This is a genomic window from Hoeflea ulvae, from assembly GCF_026619435.1.
Taxonomy (GTDB): domain Bacteria; phylum Pseudomonadota; class Alphaproteobacteria; order Rhizobiales; family Rhizobiaceae; genus Hoeflea; species Hoeflea ulvae.
Genome location: NZ_JAOVZQ010000001.1, coordinates 2,795,651 through 2,811,941, shown reverse-complemented (window position 1 = coordinate 2,811,941; position 16,291 = coordinate 2,795,651). Strand labels below are relative to the sequence as shown.

13 protein-coding genes and 1 tRNA gene are annotated in these 16,291 nt (G+C 62.2%); 3 read left to right on the top strand and 11 right to left on the bottom strand.

The genetic code is table 11. From position 1 onward, the window contains the following. The first annotated feature begins 100 nt into the window (after window positions 1–100). Window positions 101–1,015 carry a DMT family transporter gene (locus OEG82_RS13265; protein WP_267612895.1) on the top strand — a complete coding sequence of 305 codons (915 nt, stop codon included), beginning with the start codon at window positions 101–103 and terminating at the stop codon, window positions 1,013–1,015. A 32-nt stretch (window positions 1,016–1,047) separates the two neighbouring features. Here OEG82_RS13265 and OEG82_RS13260 read toward each other — a convergent pair whose 3' ends face one another. Then, window positions 1,048–2,532, bottom strand: a complete 1,485-nt coding sequence (locus tag OEG82_RS13260; protein WP_267612894.1) for a carboxypeptidase M32 — start codon at window positions 2,530–2,532, stop codon at window positions 1,048–1,050. 373 nt (window positions 2,533–2,905) lie between these two features. On the opposite strand from OEG82_RS13260, the gene OEG82_RS13255 reads away from it, so the two are divergent. Further along, on the top strand, window positions 2,906–3,994 hold the full coding sequence (locus tag OEG82_RS13255) for a CaiB/BaiF CoA transferase family protein (RefSeq protein ID WP_267612893.1): 1,089 nt from the start codon (window positions 2,906–2,908) through the stop codon (window positions 3,992–3,994). A gap of 119 nt (window positions 3,995–4,113) precedes the next feature. Here the strand turns inward: OEG82_RS13255 and OEG82_RS13250 are convergent, their stop codons facing one another. The 9 genes from OEG82_RS13250 to OEG82_RS13210 all read right to left on the bottom strand — a co-directional run bounded on the left by OEG82_RS13250 (window position 4,114) and on the right by OEG82_RS13210 (window position 14,114). Then, window positions 4,114–5,928, bottom strand: coding sequence for a sensor domain-containing phosphodiesterase (locus OEG82_RS13250; RefSeq protein ID WP_425497587.1), 1,815 nt, complete (start codon window positions 5,926–5,928; stop codon window positions 4,114–4,116). Window positions 5,929–6,117: 189 nt separating this feature from the next. Next, entirely contained in the window at window positions 6,118–6,942 is an 825-nt protein-coding gene (locus tag OEG82_RS13245) for an MBL fold metallo-hydrolase (protein WP_267612892.1), read from the bottom strand. After that, window positions 6,939–7,721 carry a TatD family hydrolase gene (locus tag OEG82_RS13240; protein ID WP_267614947.1) on the bottom strand — a complete coding sequence of 261 codons (783 nt, stop codon included), beginning with the start codon at window positions 7,719–7,721 and terminating at the stop codon, window positions 6,939–6,941. The genes OEG82_RS13245 and OEG82_RS13240 overlap by 4 nt, the downstream gene beginning before the upstream one ends. 5 nt (window positions 7,722–7,726) lie before the next feature. After that, window positions 7,727–9,274 (bottom strand): methionine--tRNA ligase, encoded by a 1,548-nt coding sequence (gene metG, locus OEG82_RS13235; RefSeq protein WP_267612891.1) that lies wholly within the window; start codon window positions 9,272–9,274, stop codon window positions 7,727–7,729. Window positions 9,275–9,381: 107 nt separating this feature from the next. Next, on the bottom strand, window positions 9,382–10,401 hold the full coding sequence (locus tag OEG82_RS13230; protein WP_267612890.1) for a DNA polymerase III subunit delta': 1,020 nt from the start codon (window positions 10,399–10,401) through the stop codon (window positions 9,382–9,384). Beyond that, the gene (gene tmk, locus OEG82_RS13225; RefSeq protein WP_267612889.1) at window positions 10,398–11,111 is read right to left on the bottom strand and encodes a dTMP kinase; all 714 of its coding nucleotides are present in this window, start codon (window positions 11,109–11,111) and stop codon (window positions 10,398–10,400) included. The genes OEG82_RS13230 and tmk overlap by 4 nt, the downstream gene beginning before the upstream one ends. A gap of 94 nt (window positions 11,112–11,205) precedes the next feature. Next, entirely contained in the window at window positions 11,206–12,363 is a 1,158-nt protein-coding gene (locus OEG82_RS13220; RefSeq protein ID WP_267612888.1) for a D-alanyl-D-alanine carboxypeptidase family protein, read from the bottom strand. Window positions 12,364–12,522: 159 nt separating this feature from the next. After that, a complete protein-coding gene (locus tag OEG82_RS13215; protein WP_267612887.1) occupies window positions 12,523–13,521 on the bottom strand; it encodes a septal ring lytic transglycosylase RlpA family protein in 999 nt (332 codons plus the stop codon). Between the two features lie 197 nt (window positions 13,522–13,718). Beyond that, window positions 13,719–14,114, bottom strand: a complete 396-nt coding sequence (locus tag OEG82_RS13210) for a hypothetical protein (protein ID WP_267612886.1) — start codon at window positions 14,112–14,114, stop codon at window positions 13,719–13,721. Between the two features lie 397 nt (window positions 14,115–14,511). On the opposite strand from OEG82_RS13210, the gene OEG82_RS13205 reads away from it, so the two are divergent. Next, a tRNA-Ser gene (locus tag OEG82_RS13205) sits at window positions 14,512–14,601 on the top strand. A 224-nt stretch (window positions 14,602–14,825) separates the two neighbouring features. Here the strand turns inward: OEG82_RS13205 and OEG82_RS13200 are convergent. After that, window positions 14,826–16,154 carry a phage tail sheath family protein gene (locus OEG82_RS13200; RefSeq protein WP_267612885.1) on the bottom strand — a complete coding sequence of 443 codons (1,329 nt, stop codon included), beginning with the start codon at window positions 16,152–16,154 and terminating at the stop codon, window positions 14,826–14,828. Between the last annotated feature and the right edge of the window lie 137 nt (window positions 16,155–16,291).

The window sequence follows — 16,291 nt, the reverse complement described above, 5'->3', positions numbered from 1 at the left end:
CTGTCATGAAAGGGTTTCGCAAGCGGTCTAATCGGAGTAGGCACGCTGGGCGCCGGTTGTGGCGCACAGATTCACCACCAACCGAGCAGGAACAGTCATCATGGACAATATGCGCGGCATCATCCTGATGGTTCTCGGCATGGCCGGATTTGCGCTGGAGGACATGTTCATCAAACTGGCCGCCGGAGGGCTGCCGGTGGGCCAGATCCTGGGTTTCCTCGGAATTTTTGGCGCCCTGACCTTTGCGGTCTATGCCCGCCTCAACGGCACCAGCGTGTTTTCCTCGGGCTTCTTCCATCCCGCGGTGATGATCCGAAATCTCTGCGAGATGCTGGGCGGGCTCTGCTTTGTCACCGCCTTGACGCTGATCCCGCTGGCGACGCTCACCACCATCCTGCAGGCGACACCGCTGCTGGTGACCATGGGGGCGGCGCTGGTGCTGGGCGAGGCAGTCGGCTGGCGCCGCTGGACTGCGATCCTGGTCGGGTTTTGCGGCGTGTTGCTGGTCATCAGGCCCGGTTTCGAGGGGTTTGACACCAATGTGTTCTGGGCGGTTCTTGGCGTGGTCGGCCTGGCAATCCGGGATCTCGCCAGCCGCAAGGTGCCCAAGTCGATATCATCGCTGCAACTGGCGGCCTGGGGCTTCTTTGCCGTCGGGCTTTCGGGCGCTGTGCTGCTGGCTTTCACCGGCGGCGCCGAGATCCCGAGCCCGGCCGAAGGCGGCTATCTGGCCGGAGCGCTGCTGATCGGGGTGGGGGCCTATTGGGCGCTGACCGAGGCCACCCGCACTGGTGAAATCGGCGTGGTGACACCGTTCCGCTATGTGCGACTGGTGTTTTCCACCATGATCGGCATGCTGGTGTTTGCCGAATTCCCCGATGGCTACACGCTTGCCGGCGCCTGCATCATCATCGCCACCGGGATCTACACGATCATGCGCGAACGAAAGCGCCGCCGCGAGGCCGCCGCGGAGGCCAGGGTGTCGGCTGCGGCACCGGGCGAAGCCTTGCTCTAAGGGCAGGGCTCGACCGGCGTGCAACACGCCTTTTACTTGCCGTAGCGAGCCTTGAGATGAGCGATGAACCAGGCCGGGTTGAGCGCTTCGCCGGTGGCGTTGCGCAAGATGTCCGGCGTCGAGGCAGTTGACGCCTTTGACCAGATATTGTCGCGCCGCCAGGCATTGACCTGATCGAAATCACCGGAGCCGATCTGCGCGTCGACATCGGGATTGGTCTTCAGAATGGTTGCCCATTGCTGTGCCGCCATCAATGCGCCGAGCGTGTAGGACGGGAAATAGCCGAACGCGCCCGACGGCCAGTGCACGTCCTGCATCGGACCGTTCTGCGGATCGTCAAGCGTGGAAATGCCCAGGGATTCCTGCATCTTGGCATCCCAGGCTTCGGGCAGATCCTTGGTCTCGATGGCGCCTGACAGCAATTCCTGCTCCAGTTCGTAGCGCAGGATCACATGCAGCGGGTAGGTCACCTCGTCGGCATCGACCCGGATCTTGCCGCGCTTGACCTGGTGCACATGCGGCAGCAGGTCCTCCATGGTCCAGGCTTCCTTCAGATGGTCATCGACCAGGGGCAGGGCGAAGCGCCAGAAGGTCGGGTTGCGGCCGATCTGCTTTTCGACAAACAGGCTCTGGCTTTCATGGATCGACATGCCGCGTGCCTTGCCGGATGGCCAATGCGCCCAGTCTTTTGGCAGGTTCTGCTCGTAAAGCCCGTGGCCGGTTTCATGCAGAATGCCCATCAGCGCCGGCAGGAATTCGTCGGTGCGGTAGCGCGTGGTCATTCGCACATCGCTGGGCACGCCGCCGCAGAACGGGTGATCGGACACCGAGAGACTGCCATGGTTCATGTCAAAGCCGACGGCCTGCATCATCGCCAGGCCCAGCGCCTTTTGTCGCTCCACCGGATAATCGCCCGACAAGGGCTTGAGCGGACGCCTGGAGAGATTTTCTTCCTGCACCGCCAGCGCCTCGGGCACGAAATCGACCAGAAAGGCTTTCAGCTCGGCGAAGACCGGATTGATGCTGGCGGTCCGGTTGCCCGGATCGAATTGCTCCATCAGCGCGTCGTAAGGCGCAAGCCCCAGCACCTCGGCGCGCATTGCGGCTTCCTCGCGCATCATTGTCACGACCTCTTCCAGCGCCGGCTGGAACGATGTCCAGTCGCCCTTGGGCCGCGCCTTGCGCCACAATTGCTCCGACTTCATGCTGGTCCGCATCTTGCGCTCGACGAAATCGGAGGGCAGGCAGGTCATGTTGACATAGCTGCGTTCGAGCTCGCCGATCGCGATCTCTTGCTCAGGGTCGAGATCCTCGGCCTTGGCGGCCTCCAGCCAGTCGCGCACCTTCGGATCGGTGGCCTGGCGGTGATACATGCCCGACAGGGTCGCCATCGCCTCGGCGCGGCTCTCGCCACCGCCGGGCGCCATGTTGACTGCTTCGTCGGTTCCGAGAATGGACAGCGCGTGATCGAGCGCGCTCAGACCGCGGCAATGATCGTCAAGCTTGGCAAAGGACATGCAGAGGCTCCGGGGAGTTGGGGACGGGTCTCGGGGAGATAGGACAACCGTTCAATGCCCGCAAGGGCAAAGCAGCCGCGGCGATCAAAGCAGACACGCAGCCACAGGATCAGGCGTGCCCTCCGCAGCGAAATAAAGATCGCATAAGATGGATTATGGAACTAGCTCGTATGATGCCGTTGTGGTGCGTGGCTTTGGCCAGCGCTTGAGAAGCTGAGGAAAATCATGCGCATGCATACATTTCTCAACTCCGTGCGCGAGAATGTCGGCCGGATCCGGATCTGACAAGTGAAAGCGGCAGCGGAATGTGATTTAGTCGCGCTCGACACGGCGGATGGCAGCCAGAGATTGGCGCGCGACAGATGAGGACTTCATGCTCGAAGGATTGCGGATCATAGAAATCGAAGGATTGGGCCCGGCGCCATTTGCCTGCATGCTGCTGGCCGATCTCGGCGCCGACGTGATCGTGGTTCACCGCAAGCATGGACAGCCGGCGCCTGGCATGCCCGAGCGCTCGCTGATTGATCGCGGCAAACGCTCGATCGAACTGGATCTGAAATCCGCCGATGATGTGGCTGTGCTGAAGAAACTCGTCAGCCGCTCGGAAGCGCTGGTCGAAGGATTCCGGCCCGGCGTCATGGAGCGGCTTGGCCTGGGGCCCGATGATCTTGCAAGCGTCAATCCGGATCTGGTCTATGGCCGCATGACCGGCTGGGGCCAGACCGGACCGCGCGCGCAGACCGCCGGTCATGATCTCAACTATGTCTCGGTCTCGGGTGCTGCCTGGTATGCCAGCAATTGCGGTGAAGCGCCGTTCACGCCACCGACGCTGGTCGGCGATATCGGCGGTGGCGCGCTCTATCTGGTCACCGGCATTCTGGCCGGCGTGATGGCGGCGCGTGCCGGGCGTGGCGGCACGGTGGTCGATGCGGCGATCGTCGACGGCTCGGCGCATATGATGAACCTGCTGATGGCGCTGGCGCAGACCGGAGGCTTGTCGATGGCGCGTGGCCGGAGCCTGCTCGACGGTCCGCACTGGAGCCGCTGTTACGCCTGTGCGGATGGCGGCTATATCTCTGTGCAATGCCTGGAGCCGAAATTCTACGCCGAATTTTTAGCGCGGCTTGGGCTGACCGATGACCCTGTTTTTGCGTCGCAATATGATGCTGCCCAATGGCCGCGCCAGACGGCGCTGATTGCCGGGATTGTGGCAAAACATCCACGCGCGCATTGGGAAGCGGTTTTTGCAGGGTCGGATGCCTGCGTGGCCCCTACTCTCGATCCGGTCGAATCCGCTGCCGAGCCGCACATGGCCTCACGCGGCATCTGGCGGGTTGTCGACGGTGTGCTTCAGGCCGCACCGGCGCCACGCTTCTCGACCAAGCCGCACCTCACGCCGCGCGACATTCCGGCGCGCGGTGCGGATACGGCCGCTGTTCTGGACTGGCTGCAATCGGAATGAAACCGGAGGACGTCAAGGGCAGGCGTGGAGTTGACCGGCATACGGGCCCGATCCCGCCGCAAATCGGGGCAGGCGGTGCGTGACGGGGCAGCGACGCCCCTGCCCTTGACGCACGGCCGTCAGGCCTGGCGCTTGGCCCTGGTCGAATTGTCGGGCTTTTGACCCCGCCGCTGCAGCAGAACGGTCATTTCATCGGCCGGCAGCGCCTTGGAATAGAGATAGCCTTGCCCGAGCGTGCAGCCGCGTTCCAGCAGCAACCTGGCCTGCGCAAGGGTTTCAATACCTTCAGCGATCACACGGATGCCCATCCGCTCGGCAATGTGCAAGATGCCTTCGACAATGCCGGTGCCGACATCTTCCGGGCCGAGCCGGTCGATAAAGGACTTGTCGATCTTGATGATGTCGACGGGAACGGTGATCAGATGGGTCAGCGATGCAAATCCGGTTCCGAAATCGTCAAGCGCGACCTTGAAGCCCGCTTTGCGAAGTTCGCCGATGCTGGTCGAAACCCCCTGGTCTCGTTCGCCGAGATAGACCGACTCGGTGACTTCGAGGATGACGTGCTGAAGCGGAACATTTTCCTTGGCGAAGGCGGTCTCGAAGATTTCCTGCAGATCCGTGCCCCGGAAATCGGCCGCGGACAGGTTGATGCCGACATGCTGGAACGGAATGCCGATCCGCAGCCAGTGGCCGATGTCCCGGCTCACGCATTTGATCATCTGCCGGGTCAGGTTTGCCGCGACCTGGGCATCCTTGGTGGCTTCGTGGAACTGCGCCGCAGGCACGATGGTGCCGTCAGCGAGCCGCATACGCGCCAGCGCTTCCACACCGACGACGTCGCCGGTGTCGATGCGGACGATGGGCTGGTACCAGGCTTCGATCCGGTCTTCCTTCAACGCCGCGGCGACGGACTTGATGGCTGCGGAGCGCTTGGAAATCGCCGACGCGATCGTTGCATCATAGATGGCAAAGCCGCCGCGGCTCATCTCCTTGGCATGGTAGAGCGCGATATCGGCGTGATGGTGGATATCGGTGACGGAACAGCCATTGCCAGAGCGGGCGATGCCGATGGTGGCGGTCGGAAGCACTGTGTGCCCGCCGCAGACAGCGGGCGCGCTGATCACGGCAAGGACCTGGCTGACGATTTTCTCGACATGGCTGGTGGAGGATTGATCGAGGATGATCGCGAACTCGTCGCCTCCGAGGCGATAGGCCGGCAAGGGGCTGACGGCTTCAAGCAATCGCGAGGCGATCGTCGAGATCAGGCCGTCGCCTGTCGCATGCCCGAATGTGTCGTTGACGGCCTTGAGATTGTCGACATCGAGCAGCAGCAGCGACCAGTCATCGGCAGGCTGGATCATCTTGACCACCTCGCCGAATTTGCCGCGGTTTGGCAGACCTGTCATCGCGTCGGTAAAGGCCAGCCGCCGGTGCTCCTGCAAGCGTTCATGACACTCGAGCGCAATCATGCACAGCGGCAGGCACCCGACGACGACACTCTGCTCGAACGGCGTCGTTGACCGCGGTTCGCGAAAATACAGCGCCAATGTGCCCAGCACCGTGCCCTTGCTGCCAAAAATCGGGCTGGAACAACAGGCCTTGAGTCCGTAGGACAGTGCGAGGTCCTTGTAGGCGGCCCAGCGCGGATCATGTTCGATATCGGTGACATCGACATTTTCCTGCAGGTAGGCCGCGGTACCGCAGGACCCGACCAGCGGACCGATGGGAAGGTTGTCGAGTGCTGCCGAATAGTCCTTGGGAAGGCTTGGGCCGGCGCAGGGATGCAGCCGGCCGTCGTCATCAAGGGTCAGGATCGAGGCATAGCTGCCCGGCAGCATCTGCTCGACATCACGGCATAGACGCGTCAGCATCATGACCAGGTCGTCGCCTTGCGCGACCATTTTTAGAATGCTGTTTTGCAACCCGACCAGCATGCAGACCTCCGTGAGAACGACGCATTTAGGCCAGTCTATGTTGAAATCTACTTAAAGAGAGGCCGTGACCGGCTAAAAACAACGTTTTAGGGGCCGAAAAAATAACTGGTAATAATTGGTTTTACTGTCCGGTCGTGATGCCAATTGCCAGCGTTTTCAGGGCCTGGAACAGGCTCGTAGAGTCCGCGCTCACTCGACCAGCACTGTTTCGATTGTCAGGCCGTCAAAGGCGGGTTCGACCCGGTCCGGCGTTTCGTCCAGCACGGTCTGGTAATCAAGCGGCACATGCATGTGGGTGAGAATCGCCCGTTTCGGATCAAGTTTCTCGATCCACCACAGCGCCTGGTCGATCGACAGGTGGCTCGGATGCGGCTTGTATTGCAGCGAGTCGATGATCAGCACATCAAGATCCTGCAGCCGTTCTACGGTCGGGCGCGGAAAATCGCTGACATCGCAGCAATAGGCCAGATTGCCGATGCGGAAACCCAGGGAGCGGATCGAGCCATGCACCTGATCCAGCGGCTGCACCTCGATGCAGCCGCCCGCGCCGGTGATGGTGATCGGTGCATCCAGCGAGGTGATCAGGGTCGGTCTGGTGATCGGCGGATATTCGCTGCCGGGCGGGGTTTCCAGGCAATAGCCGAAACCGGCGCGGATGCGGGCCATGGTTTCGGGATCGGCATGGATCGGGATCCGCGTGCGTTGCGACAGCGCATAGCCGCGCAGATCATCGATGCCATGGACATGATCGGCATGGGAATGGGTGTAAAGCACCGCATCAATGCTTTTCACCTTGTTGGCGATCATCTGCTCGCGGAAGTCGGGGCCTGTGTCGACCACGATTGTGGTTTCGCCGCCATCGGCGCCGATCTGGCGGATCAGCAACGCAGCGCGGCTGCGTCGGTTCTTCGGATTTTCCGGGTCACAATTGCCCCAGTCGCCATTGACCCGCGGCACCCCCGGCGAGGAGGAGCACCCCAGAATCGTGAACTGGCGTCGAACGGTCCCTGTCACAGCTGCGGCATCTTCGTGAAACAGCGGAAGGCGTTTTCGGTGGTGATCCGGGCGATCTCCTCGTAGGAAACACCTTTCACCTCGGCCAGAAATTCGGCAGTGTTGACCACATAGGACGGCTCGTTGCGTTTGCCGCGCCAGCGCTTGGGTGCCAGATAGGGCGCGTCGGTTTCCACCAGCAGCCGGTCCATCGGCACGGTTTTGGCGATGTCGCGCAATTCCGTCGATTTCGGGAAGGTCAGGATCCCTGAGAAAGAGACATAGCCGCCCAGCTTAACACCCGTGTCGGCCAGCGCCTGGCCGGAGGAAAAGCAGTGCAGAATGAAGGGGAAGGCCCCCTTCCCTGTTTCCTCGGTCAGGATGGCCGCCATGTCTTCGTCGGCGCTGCGGCTGTGAATGACCAGCGGCAATTGCGTGCGCCGCGCGGCCTCGATGTGGCGTCTCAGACCGGTTTTCTGGTCCTCGGGTTTCTGTGTGTCGTAGAAATAGTCGAGCCCGGCCTCGCCGATGGCCACAATCTTGTCATGGGCCTCGGCCAGCGCCACAAGCTCGTCAGCCGTCACATCCAGCTCTTCGCCGGCATTGTTGGGATGAGTGCCGACCGAGCAGAACACGCTCGGATAGCGCTCGGTCAGCACCAGCAGCCTGTCGAGATTCCTGACACGGGTCGAGATGGTCACCATCTGCTTGACGCCCGAGGCATGGGCGCGCTCGACCAGTTCGTCGCGCTCGGCGTCGAAATCGGCAAAATCGAGATGGCAATGGCTGTCGATCAACATCGGCCTCATCCGGCTTCTTCCGGCGCAACGTAACGCGGGAAGATCGGCTCCGGCTTGTCGATCGCTGTCCCGGCCTGCAGGCGCCCGGCCTCGCCAAGCGCTGCGAAATCGCGCTTGTCAGCCGGCGCGCGCACCAGATCGAGCAGTTTTCCAGCCGATTCCGGCATGAACGGCAGCAAAAGGATCGAGATCTGGCGCACGGTCTCGGCCGTCACGTAAAGCACGGTTTCCATCCGCGCCGGATCGGTCTTTTTCAGCGCCCAGGGCTCCTGGCCGGCAAAATAGCGGTCGCTGTCAGCCACCACGTCGATGATCGAGGCCAGCGCCTTGTGGATCTGAAAATCGGCCATGTCCGCGCGCACGTTCCCGATCACCGTGTCGATGGTTGTCAACAGCGCCTTGTCCGCATCGGTCAGCTCACCGCAATCCGGCATCTTGCCATCGCAGTTCTTGTTGATCATCGACAGTGAACGGCTGGCGAGATTGCCGATGCCATTGGCGAGATCGGAATTGATCCGGGTGGCAATGGTTTCAGGGCTGTAGCTGCCGTCCTGGCCGAAGGGTACTTCGCGCATGAAAAAATAGCGCACCTGATCAAGACCATAGGCGTCAATCAGCGCAAAGGGATCGACCACATTGCCGATCGATTTCGACATCTTCTCGCCCTTGACCAGCAAGAAGCCATGGGCAAACACCTTTGCCGGCAGCGCCAGCCCGGCCGACATCAGGAAGGCCGGCCAGTAGACCGCGTGGAAGCGGACAATGTCCTTGCCGATCATGTGCACGGCAGGCCAGTAGTTCCACTTGTCCGAAGCCTCGTCGGGAAAGCCGGCGGCGGTGATGTAGTTGGTCAGCGCGTCGACCCAGACATACATGACATGCTTGTCGTTGCCCGGCACAGGCACGCCCCAGTCGAATGTGGTGCGCGAAATCGACAGGTCCCTGAGGCCGGATTTGACGAAGCTCGCGACTTCATTGCGGCGCTCGGCGGGAGCGACGAAATCCGGGTTCTTGTCAAACAGTTCCAGCAGCTTGTCGCCATAGGCGGAAAGCCTGAAATAATAGCTTTCCTCCTCCACCCATTCCACCGGCGAGCCCAAAGGTTCGCGGCGGATGCCATCTTCGCCGAGGGTCGTTTCCGCCTCGTCGAAATAGGCTTCCTGGCGCACCGAATACCAGCCGCCGTAATTGCCCAGATAGATGTCGCCATTGGCTTCCATCCGCCTCCACAATTCCTGCACGGAGATCTTGTGGCGCTCTTCGGTGGTGCGGATGAAGTCATCATTGGAGCAATTGAGCTGAACCAGCATGTCGCGGAACACGGCCGAATTCTTGTCGGCGAGCTCGATCGGCTTGATGCCCTCTTTCTCGGCCGTCTGCTGCATCTTCTGGCCGTGCTCGTCAGTGCCGGACAGGAAGAACACATCCTTGCCGTCAAGCCGCTGGAACCGGGCCAGCACGTCGGTCGCGATCGCCGTGTAGGCGTGGCCGATATGCGGCACCCCGTTGGGGTAGAAGATCGGTGTGGTGATGTAGAAACGTTCGCTGCTCATGATCGCCTTCAGATGCAATGTCCTGGCGAGGATCCCGATGCAGATCCCCGTTTGTCGTCGTCATAAGCGATAAAGCCGGTTGATGCCATGCCCAACTGCCCCGTCCTCTACCCGAAAAACAGAGAAAACACGTGCAGCACCGTCTGCTTGCGATCGAGATTGTAGGCCGCCGCCGTGGCAAAATGCTCGACCAGCGCGGTCGACAGCCTGGCCAGCCGGTCGGCTTCGGCCAGATCGCCGGCAGTCCCCGCTTCGCCTGCCATGGCCCGTACCCGGTCGACGGCCAGTTCGGTGAAGAACTGGTAGGCCACGTCACGGTCGCGCGCAGCCAGGGTTTCGGCCAGCTTGTAGATCGGCTCGCGGTTATCGAGGCTGCCGCGTTCGAGAATGTCGACAAAGGCCTCGGCGATGTCGACGCCGCCGTAATTGCGCAGCATCAGCGCCCGCGCAACGCTGCCTTCGCTCAACTTGATGATCGAGTCGATCTCGCCCGGTGCTGCGCCCAGATGGCCGAGGGCACGGTCCAGGTCCGGTGGTGACAGCGGCTGCAGGCGCAGCGACAGGCAGCGCGAGCGGATGGTCGGCAACAGCCGCCCCGGCGTGTGCGACAACACCAGGAAAAGCGCCCGCTTCGGCGGTTCCTCGAGGATCTTGAGCAAGGCATTGGCGGCGTTGCGGTTGAGATCGTCGGCCGGGTCGATGATGGCGATCCGCCAGTTTCCGGTGCCCGAGGTCTGGCCGAAGAATTTTGCCGAGCGGCGCACTTCGTCAACGGTGATGACGGATTTGACCTTGCCGGTCTTCTCGTCCACCGGGCGCGCCAGATGCAGCACATTGTGCGAGGCGCCGCTGGCGATCTGGCGGCCGACCATGTCGTCGGGATCCGGATCGGCGATGCGGTCGGGTGCTGCGAGCGGATCGGGATGGGTCAGCACATGATGGGCGAAGCGGTAGGCCAGGGTCGCCTTGCCGATGCCTTCAGCGCCTTCGATCAGGATGGCGTGATGCATCCGGCCTGAGCGGTAGGCGCTGGCCAGAAAGGACTGGGCAGCGTCATGGCCGAAAAGCGCCGTGTTGCTTTCGGGCGGAATGGCACCTTCCAGCAATCCCGGTTGCGCCTCCTTCATGATTTCTGGTCCTGTGCCGGTGCGCTGGTCTCGCCGGTCTGCTGCAGCAGAGGTTCGACAGCCGACAGGATCGCCAGCGCCACGCCGTCCTGTGAGCGGCTGGCGTCAATCAGCTTGCAGCGGTCCGGCTCCTTCTGGGTCAGTTCGATGAACGCCTCTCGGCGCATTTCATGCGTCGACAGTTCCTCTTTCTCAAAACGGTCGGGCGTCGCATCCTTGCTCTCGCGCGCCTTGGCGCGGCGCAATCCGGATTCGGCCGGCAGATCCAGCACCAGCGTCAGATCCGGCACCATGCCGTGAATGGCAATGCGCTCGAGATTGCGGATGAATTGCGGTTCCAGATTGCCGGTCACGCCTTGGTAGACGCGGCTTGAATCCATGAAGCGGTCGCACAGCACAATGGTGCCCTGGTCCACCGCCGGTCGGATCACCTCCTCCACATGATCGCTGCGCGCGGCGGCGAACAGGATGGCTTCCATGCGGACGCCGAACTCTTCGGCAGCGCCCGACAGCAGAACATGGCGCACGGCTTCCGCCCCGGGCGAGCCGCCGGGCTCGCGCGTGACCAGCACATCATGGCCGCGGCGGCGCAGCACATCGGCCAGCCGGTGGATCTGGGTCGACTTGCCGACCCCCTCCCCGCCTTCAAAGGTTATGAAGCGCCCTGTGCTTTTCGTCACGCTCTGCTTTCCCGGCCAGGCAGGGCGCATCGCACCCGGTGACCCTGTTGATTGAACTCCCCGGCGGAACCGGGTCGTTCGTGTCTAAAGCATTTCGGTCTGGAAATGAACGCTGCAAGCCGAGTTATAGCCAGAATTGCGCAAGTTCGAGCAGGGCGTCGAGAGCCTGGGTGTGCAGCGGCCCCTTGTCGACGGTTTCCGTGACATAAAGCGGCGTTTCTTGGGACAGCGTGTCACCGATATAGACCTTGAGCACGCCCACCTGGGTGCCCGCATCAAGCGGCGCGCGCAATGGCCAGCGATAGGTGATTCGGGCCGACAGCCGGTCCGGATTGGTGATCGGCAGGAAAATGTCGATATTGTCGCGGGCCTTGACGATGGCCTGCCCCGCCCCGCCATAGACACTGAGTTCGCCGATGGTTTCATCCTTGGCAAACAGGCTCTTGCGTTCGAAGGCGCGGATGCCCCATTCCAGCATCTTGCGCGATTCCTCGGCGCGTTCGCGTTCGCTGCTCATGCCGCCCATGGCCAGAAACAGCCGCCGGCCCTCGCGGTTGATCGATGCCACGATGGCATAGCCCGATTCCTCGGTGTAACCGGTCTTGAGACCGTCCACCCCGATATCGAGCCCGAGCAGCGGATTGCGGTTGCGCTGCAGGATATTGTTCCAGGTGAAATCCCTTTGCGAATAATAGCGGTAGAATTCCGGATAGGTGGTCTGGACGTGGCGGGCCAGCGTGACCAGGTCCTTCATCGAGACCTTGGAATCAGGGTGCGGCAAGCCGCTGGAATTGCCGAACACCGAGCGGGTCAGGCCGATGTCACGGGCGCGCTCGGTCATCAGACGGGCAAAATTGTCCTCCGACCCTGCCATGCCTTCGGCAATGATGATGCAGCCGTCATTGGCCGATTGCACGATCACGCCCTGGATCAGGTCGACCAGAGGAATGGAGGATTTGAGCTCGGCAAACATGGTCGAGGTGCGCGACGCCGCCCCGCCGGTCCGCCAGGCGTTTTCGGAAACCTGGAAAGTGTCCTCGAGCGTCAGCCGGCCGGTCTTGATCGCGTTGAACACCACTTCCATGGTCATCAGCTTGGCCAGAGAAGCCGGCGGCACCAGATCGTTCTCGTTCTTGGCAAACAGCACCGTGCCGGTGTCTGCGTCGACCAGATAGGCCTGCTGTGCCCGCGTTTCAAAAAGCTGCGCATGCACCGGCGCGCCTGCTGCACAGACCAGCGGCACCAGGGCAAACAACAGGCGGGCTAGGACCAACCGGAACATCGTGGCCATCCATCAACGGAGAAAGTCATCCAGGCGGCGAACCTAGCAATCAAGCCGGTCTGGATCAATGCCTTGATGCAATTGAACAATGGCGGCCACGCCGGCGGCTCTCGCCCGGCCCCGCGACCCTGCCTGCGGGCAATGCTGCCAGCGGCAGATTCAGCGCTCTGCGGCGCGGCCCCCGAGCACCACGTCAAACGCCCGCTGCGGCGCAACCACGCGTCCGCCCCAGAACGCCATGCCGACATCGCGCAGGCCATCAGTATCTTCGAGCGCCGCCATCGGCGTGCCGAAGGACGGCCGGTCGAGCAGAACCGGGCCGATGGAGGGCAGAGCGAAACCGGGCGGCAAACCGGTGACCGAGGCAAATGCCGCGCTGGCCAGAGCCGGCTGCGGGGCCGAGGCGACGCCGGCTGGCGGCACAAGTCCCGAGCCGATGCCGGCGACGCCGGGCAAGGCCGAATCCACCGCGTTCATGGCCATCATCACCCCGGTGGCAATGACGCCCTCGGCGGGCGCGCCGGAACCGCCGGGTCGGTAGCTCGCCATCAGATAGCGGGTGTCGTCACCCTCGACCGGAGCGCGGCCGACATATTCGACCCGGACCGCGGCAACGCCTTCGGTCTTCATGTCCAGCAATGCGGCCGCCTGATTGGAGACGTCGATGATCCGGCCATGTGCGTAAGGCCCGCGGTCATTGACGCGGACAATGACCGAATTGCCGTTCTTCTTGTTGGTCACCCGTGCATAGCTTGGCAGCGGAAAGGTCGGGTGCGCGGCGGACAGATGGAACTGGTCGTAAATCTCGCCATTGGCGGTGAGCCGGCCATGAAAATTCGGACCGTACCAGGATGCCAGACCCGCCTTGTCATAATCCGGATCTTCCTGGGGCTTGTACCATTTGCCGCGCACCCGGTAGGGCTTGCCGACAAAGGCGCGCCCGCCGCCCTTTTTCGGGCGTTTGGCGGTGGTGATGCGCGGGCTTGCAGCCACGCCATATTCGGAGACCGAGAATTTCGTCTTCGTGTTGATATGCGAGGGCTGGGATTTCGACTTGGTCTTGGAGGTCGAACCGCAGCCGGCGAGCCCCAGCGCCAGAACCGCGAGCACAGTGATGCGGGCAGCAACGCGCAGCCCTGTTCCGGCTTGGTAGATCAATTTGTGTCCCACACCGCTACTCGATCCGGCTGTCGCCACTGTGGCCTGGCAGTAAGTCCCCTGCAAAGCCGTCCCCTTCAATCCATGCGTCCGATGTCCTAATCGAAGGTTTAGATCGCCCGGCAAAATGGCAAAATTGCGTTACGGGTCATTCTGAGCCCGTCATAGCCAGCCTTATGGTAAACAAAGACTGAATTCTAGCCGTCAATTCGGGCCTTGCCGCGGCGGCCGTCGTCGCGGACCCAGTTCAGCGACTGGTCACCGGTCTTCTCGATTCGGAAGCAGGTGGCCTTGCCGTCATACCAGGTCGGCCATTGCTGGCACAGGTTCTCGCCCTTCACCCACCAGCGGCCGTTCTCCTTGGGCGCCAGGAACTTGCCGAGCCCGAGCGAGGTGCCGTCGCCGCTGACCACGCCGGAGGGCTGGTAGTTGAGCGGGAATTCTCCGCCGAACGGGGTGGCGAGATAGACCCGCTTGCCATTGACAAAGCCCTTGAGCTCGGCGCCTGCCAGCCAGTCGGCGCCCAGGGCCGCCGGCGCCATGGCCACACAGAGAGCTGCGCCAAGGCCGAACGCGGTGATTTTCTTCAACATGCCATGTCTCCATCTCGATGCATTGACAGCAATACGCATGCAGAACCGCTTTGGTTTCATCACGGACAGGATTTCGTGGCGGAACCGGCATTCGGCCGGCAACAGGTTCCGCCGCGCCGCCCGGACGCCGCACCAGTGCCAGCGCGTCGAAGGAGGGCTGCCTGTCGCTGCCGCCTTCCCCCTGTCCGCCCGCCCCGCCGAGAGCGATGCGGCGTGGCCTGTGCCGTTTTGATCCGCCGCTTGGCGATCAACTCGACAGGCAGGCATGGCGGGACCTGATGACGAAACCAGTTGACGCCGCGCGCGATGCAGAGATAAAAGCCGCCAACCGCAATGGGGCCAACAACCGCCGCGACGCCAGACCAGGCGTTGCCGGATGACACTGGTCCCGATCCCCGGAGGGGTGGCCGAGCGGTTTAAGGCACCGGTCTTGAAAACCGGCGTGCGGGAGACCGTACCGTGGGTTCGAATCCCACCCCCTCCGCCATTTCACCGATTTGCACACCTATCTGGCTTTGCGAATACGCATCCATCGGCAGGCGCGTCGGGGACATGTCGCGCGCACCGGCGGGTGTCGAGCTTTTGGGTTGCCACAGCGAGATCCCGGGCCGGGCCGGGCCGGTGTACCACAGGCTGGCAGGGAGCTGCAGCGGAGGGCATTGCCCTGCCCTGCTGCGGCCGCACTTGCTGCCTGTCGCAGACATGCCCCTGTCAGGAAGTCAGCATTTTCTGCTGGAAGCTCAGGATGATGAACTCTGCTGGGCGCACGATTGCCAGTTTCACCGTCACCTGCATGAAGCCGCCGGAACTGTCGGTGGCGGTCATGTCCGGGTCGAGGCCTACACTGACCTGGAAGGCATCTGCGGGGGTTGCGCCTGCCAGCGCGCCTCGCTTCCACTGACCGGACAGAAAATTCTCGATCATGGTTTTGACTGATCTCCACGTGCCGGCATCATTGCTTTGAAAGGCATAGGCCTCGGTGGCAAGCCTGATCGACTGCTCCAGCATGATCATCGTGCGGCGCACATTGATGTAGCGCCAATCCTGGCTGTTGCCATCGAGCGTTCGTGCACCCCACACCAGAACGCCGCGCCCGAAAAATGTGCGAATGGCGTTGACCGACTTGCCGTCGAGCGGGGTGTTCAGATCCTCCTGATCCGCGTCCGAAATCGGTACCACTGGCGACGCCGAGACGATGCCGGTGTTGGCCGGAGCACAAAACACACCCTGTGTATTGTCGATGGAAGCCAATATGCCCGCCATTGCTGCGCTGGGCGGCATGACATTCACAATCTCAAGCATGTCAGTGACGACCTTTTGATAAACGCGGCTTGCTTGCAGCAGTGCCTGGTGCGTTTGGGCCAATGACAAAGCTTTTTCGTCTTTCAAATTCGACACAAGATCAAAAATCATTTGCGGCGCACTCTCCCGGTTGCCCGGTTCCGCAATCGACGCGGCTTTGATCATGTCGAGCAATCGCGCGCGGCCATCGGCAGTCAGATTGGTGTAATTCAGTTCGTCCAGCCCGACCACACTGGTCTTGAGCCAGGGATAATAGGCGGCCCCGAAGCTCGGCTGCTCGCTCCGGATCTGTTGACGGAACCCGTTGCTGCCGGAAATCACGTCCTCCGCGTCACGCGTGCGCCTGCGATCGCCGTTGTACACATCAAGGATGGCGATCCGGTCACGCAGATCAGCGCAATGCTGCAAGGCGGCATTGGAGACAGCGGCATGGTCGTCGAGAGGCAACAGAACCGCGTCGGGCACAACCACGATGGTCGGCTCTACCTGCCTCGACAATGCCGGCCATGCCGCCTCGAAATGGCGAGCGCTCTTGATGACGGGCGCATCAGCGCTGCCATAATCGCCCACCGAGACGATCCAGCAGGGGCCGCCGCCATTGTAGAAGAACAGGCGCATGGAATAATACAGCAGGAAATGACTGTGCGCCACCAATTGCCAGTCCGCGCCGCCCTCCTCCGATCCGGGCAGGAACAGCAGCTTCGGCTGCCCGCCGAATATCTGCTCGAACTCCGCCATCGAGGACACGCGCGTGGGCACATTGACAAGATCCGCGCCGCCGCATTTGGTTGTTTCGGTATAGCCGATGAAAGCCGGCACAGCGGTCGGCACTTCCACCACGGAATTGGGAAATGCATTCTCCTCGGTGATATAAA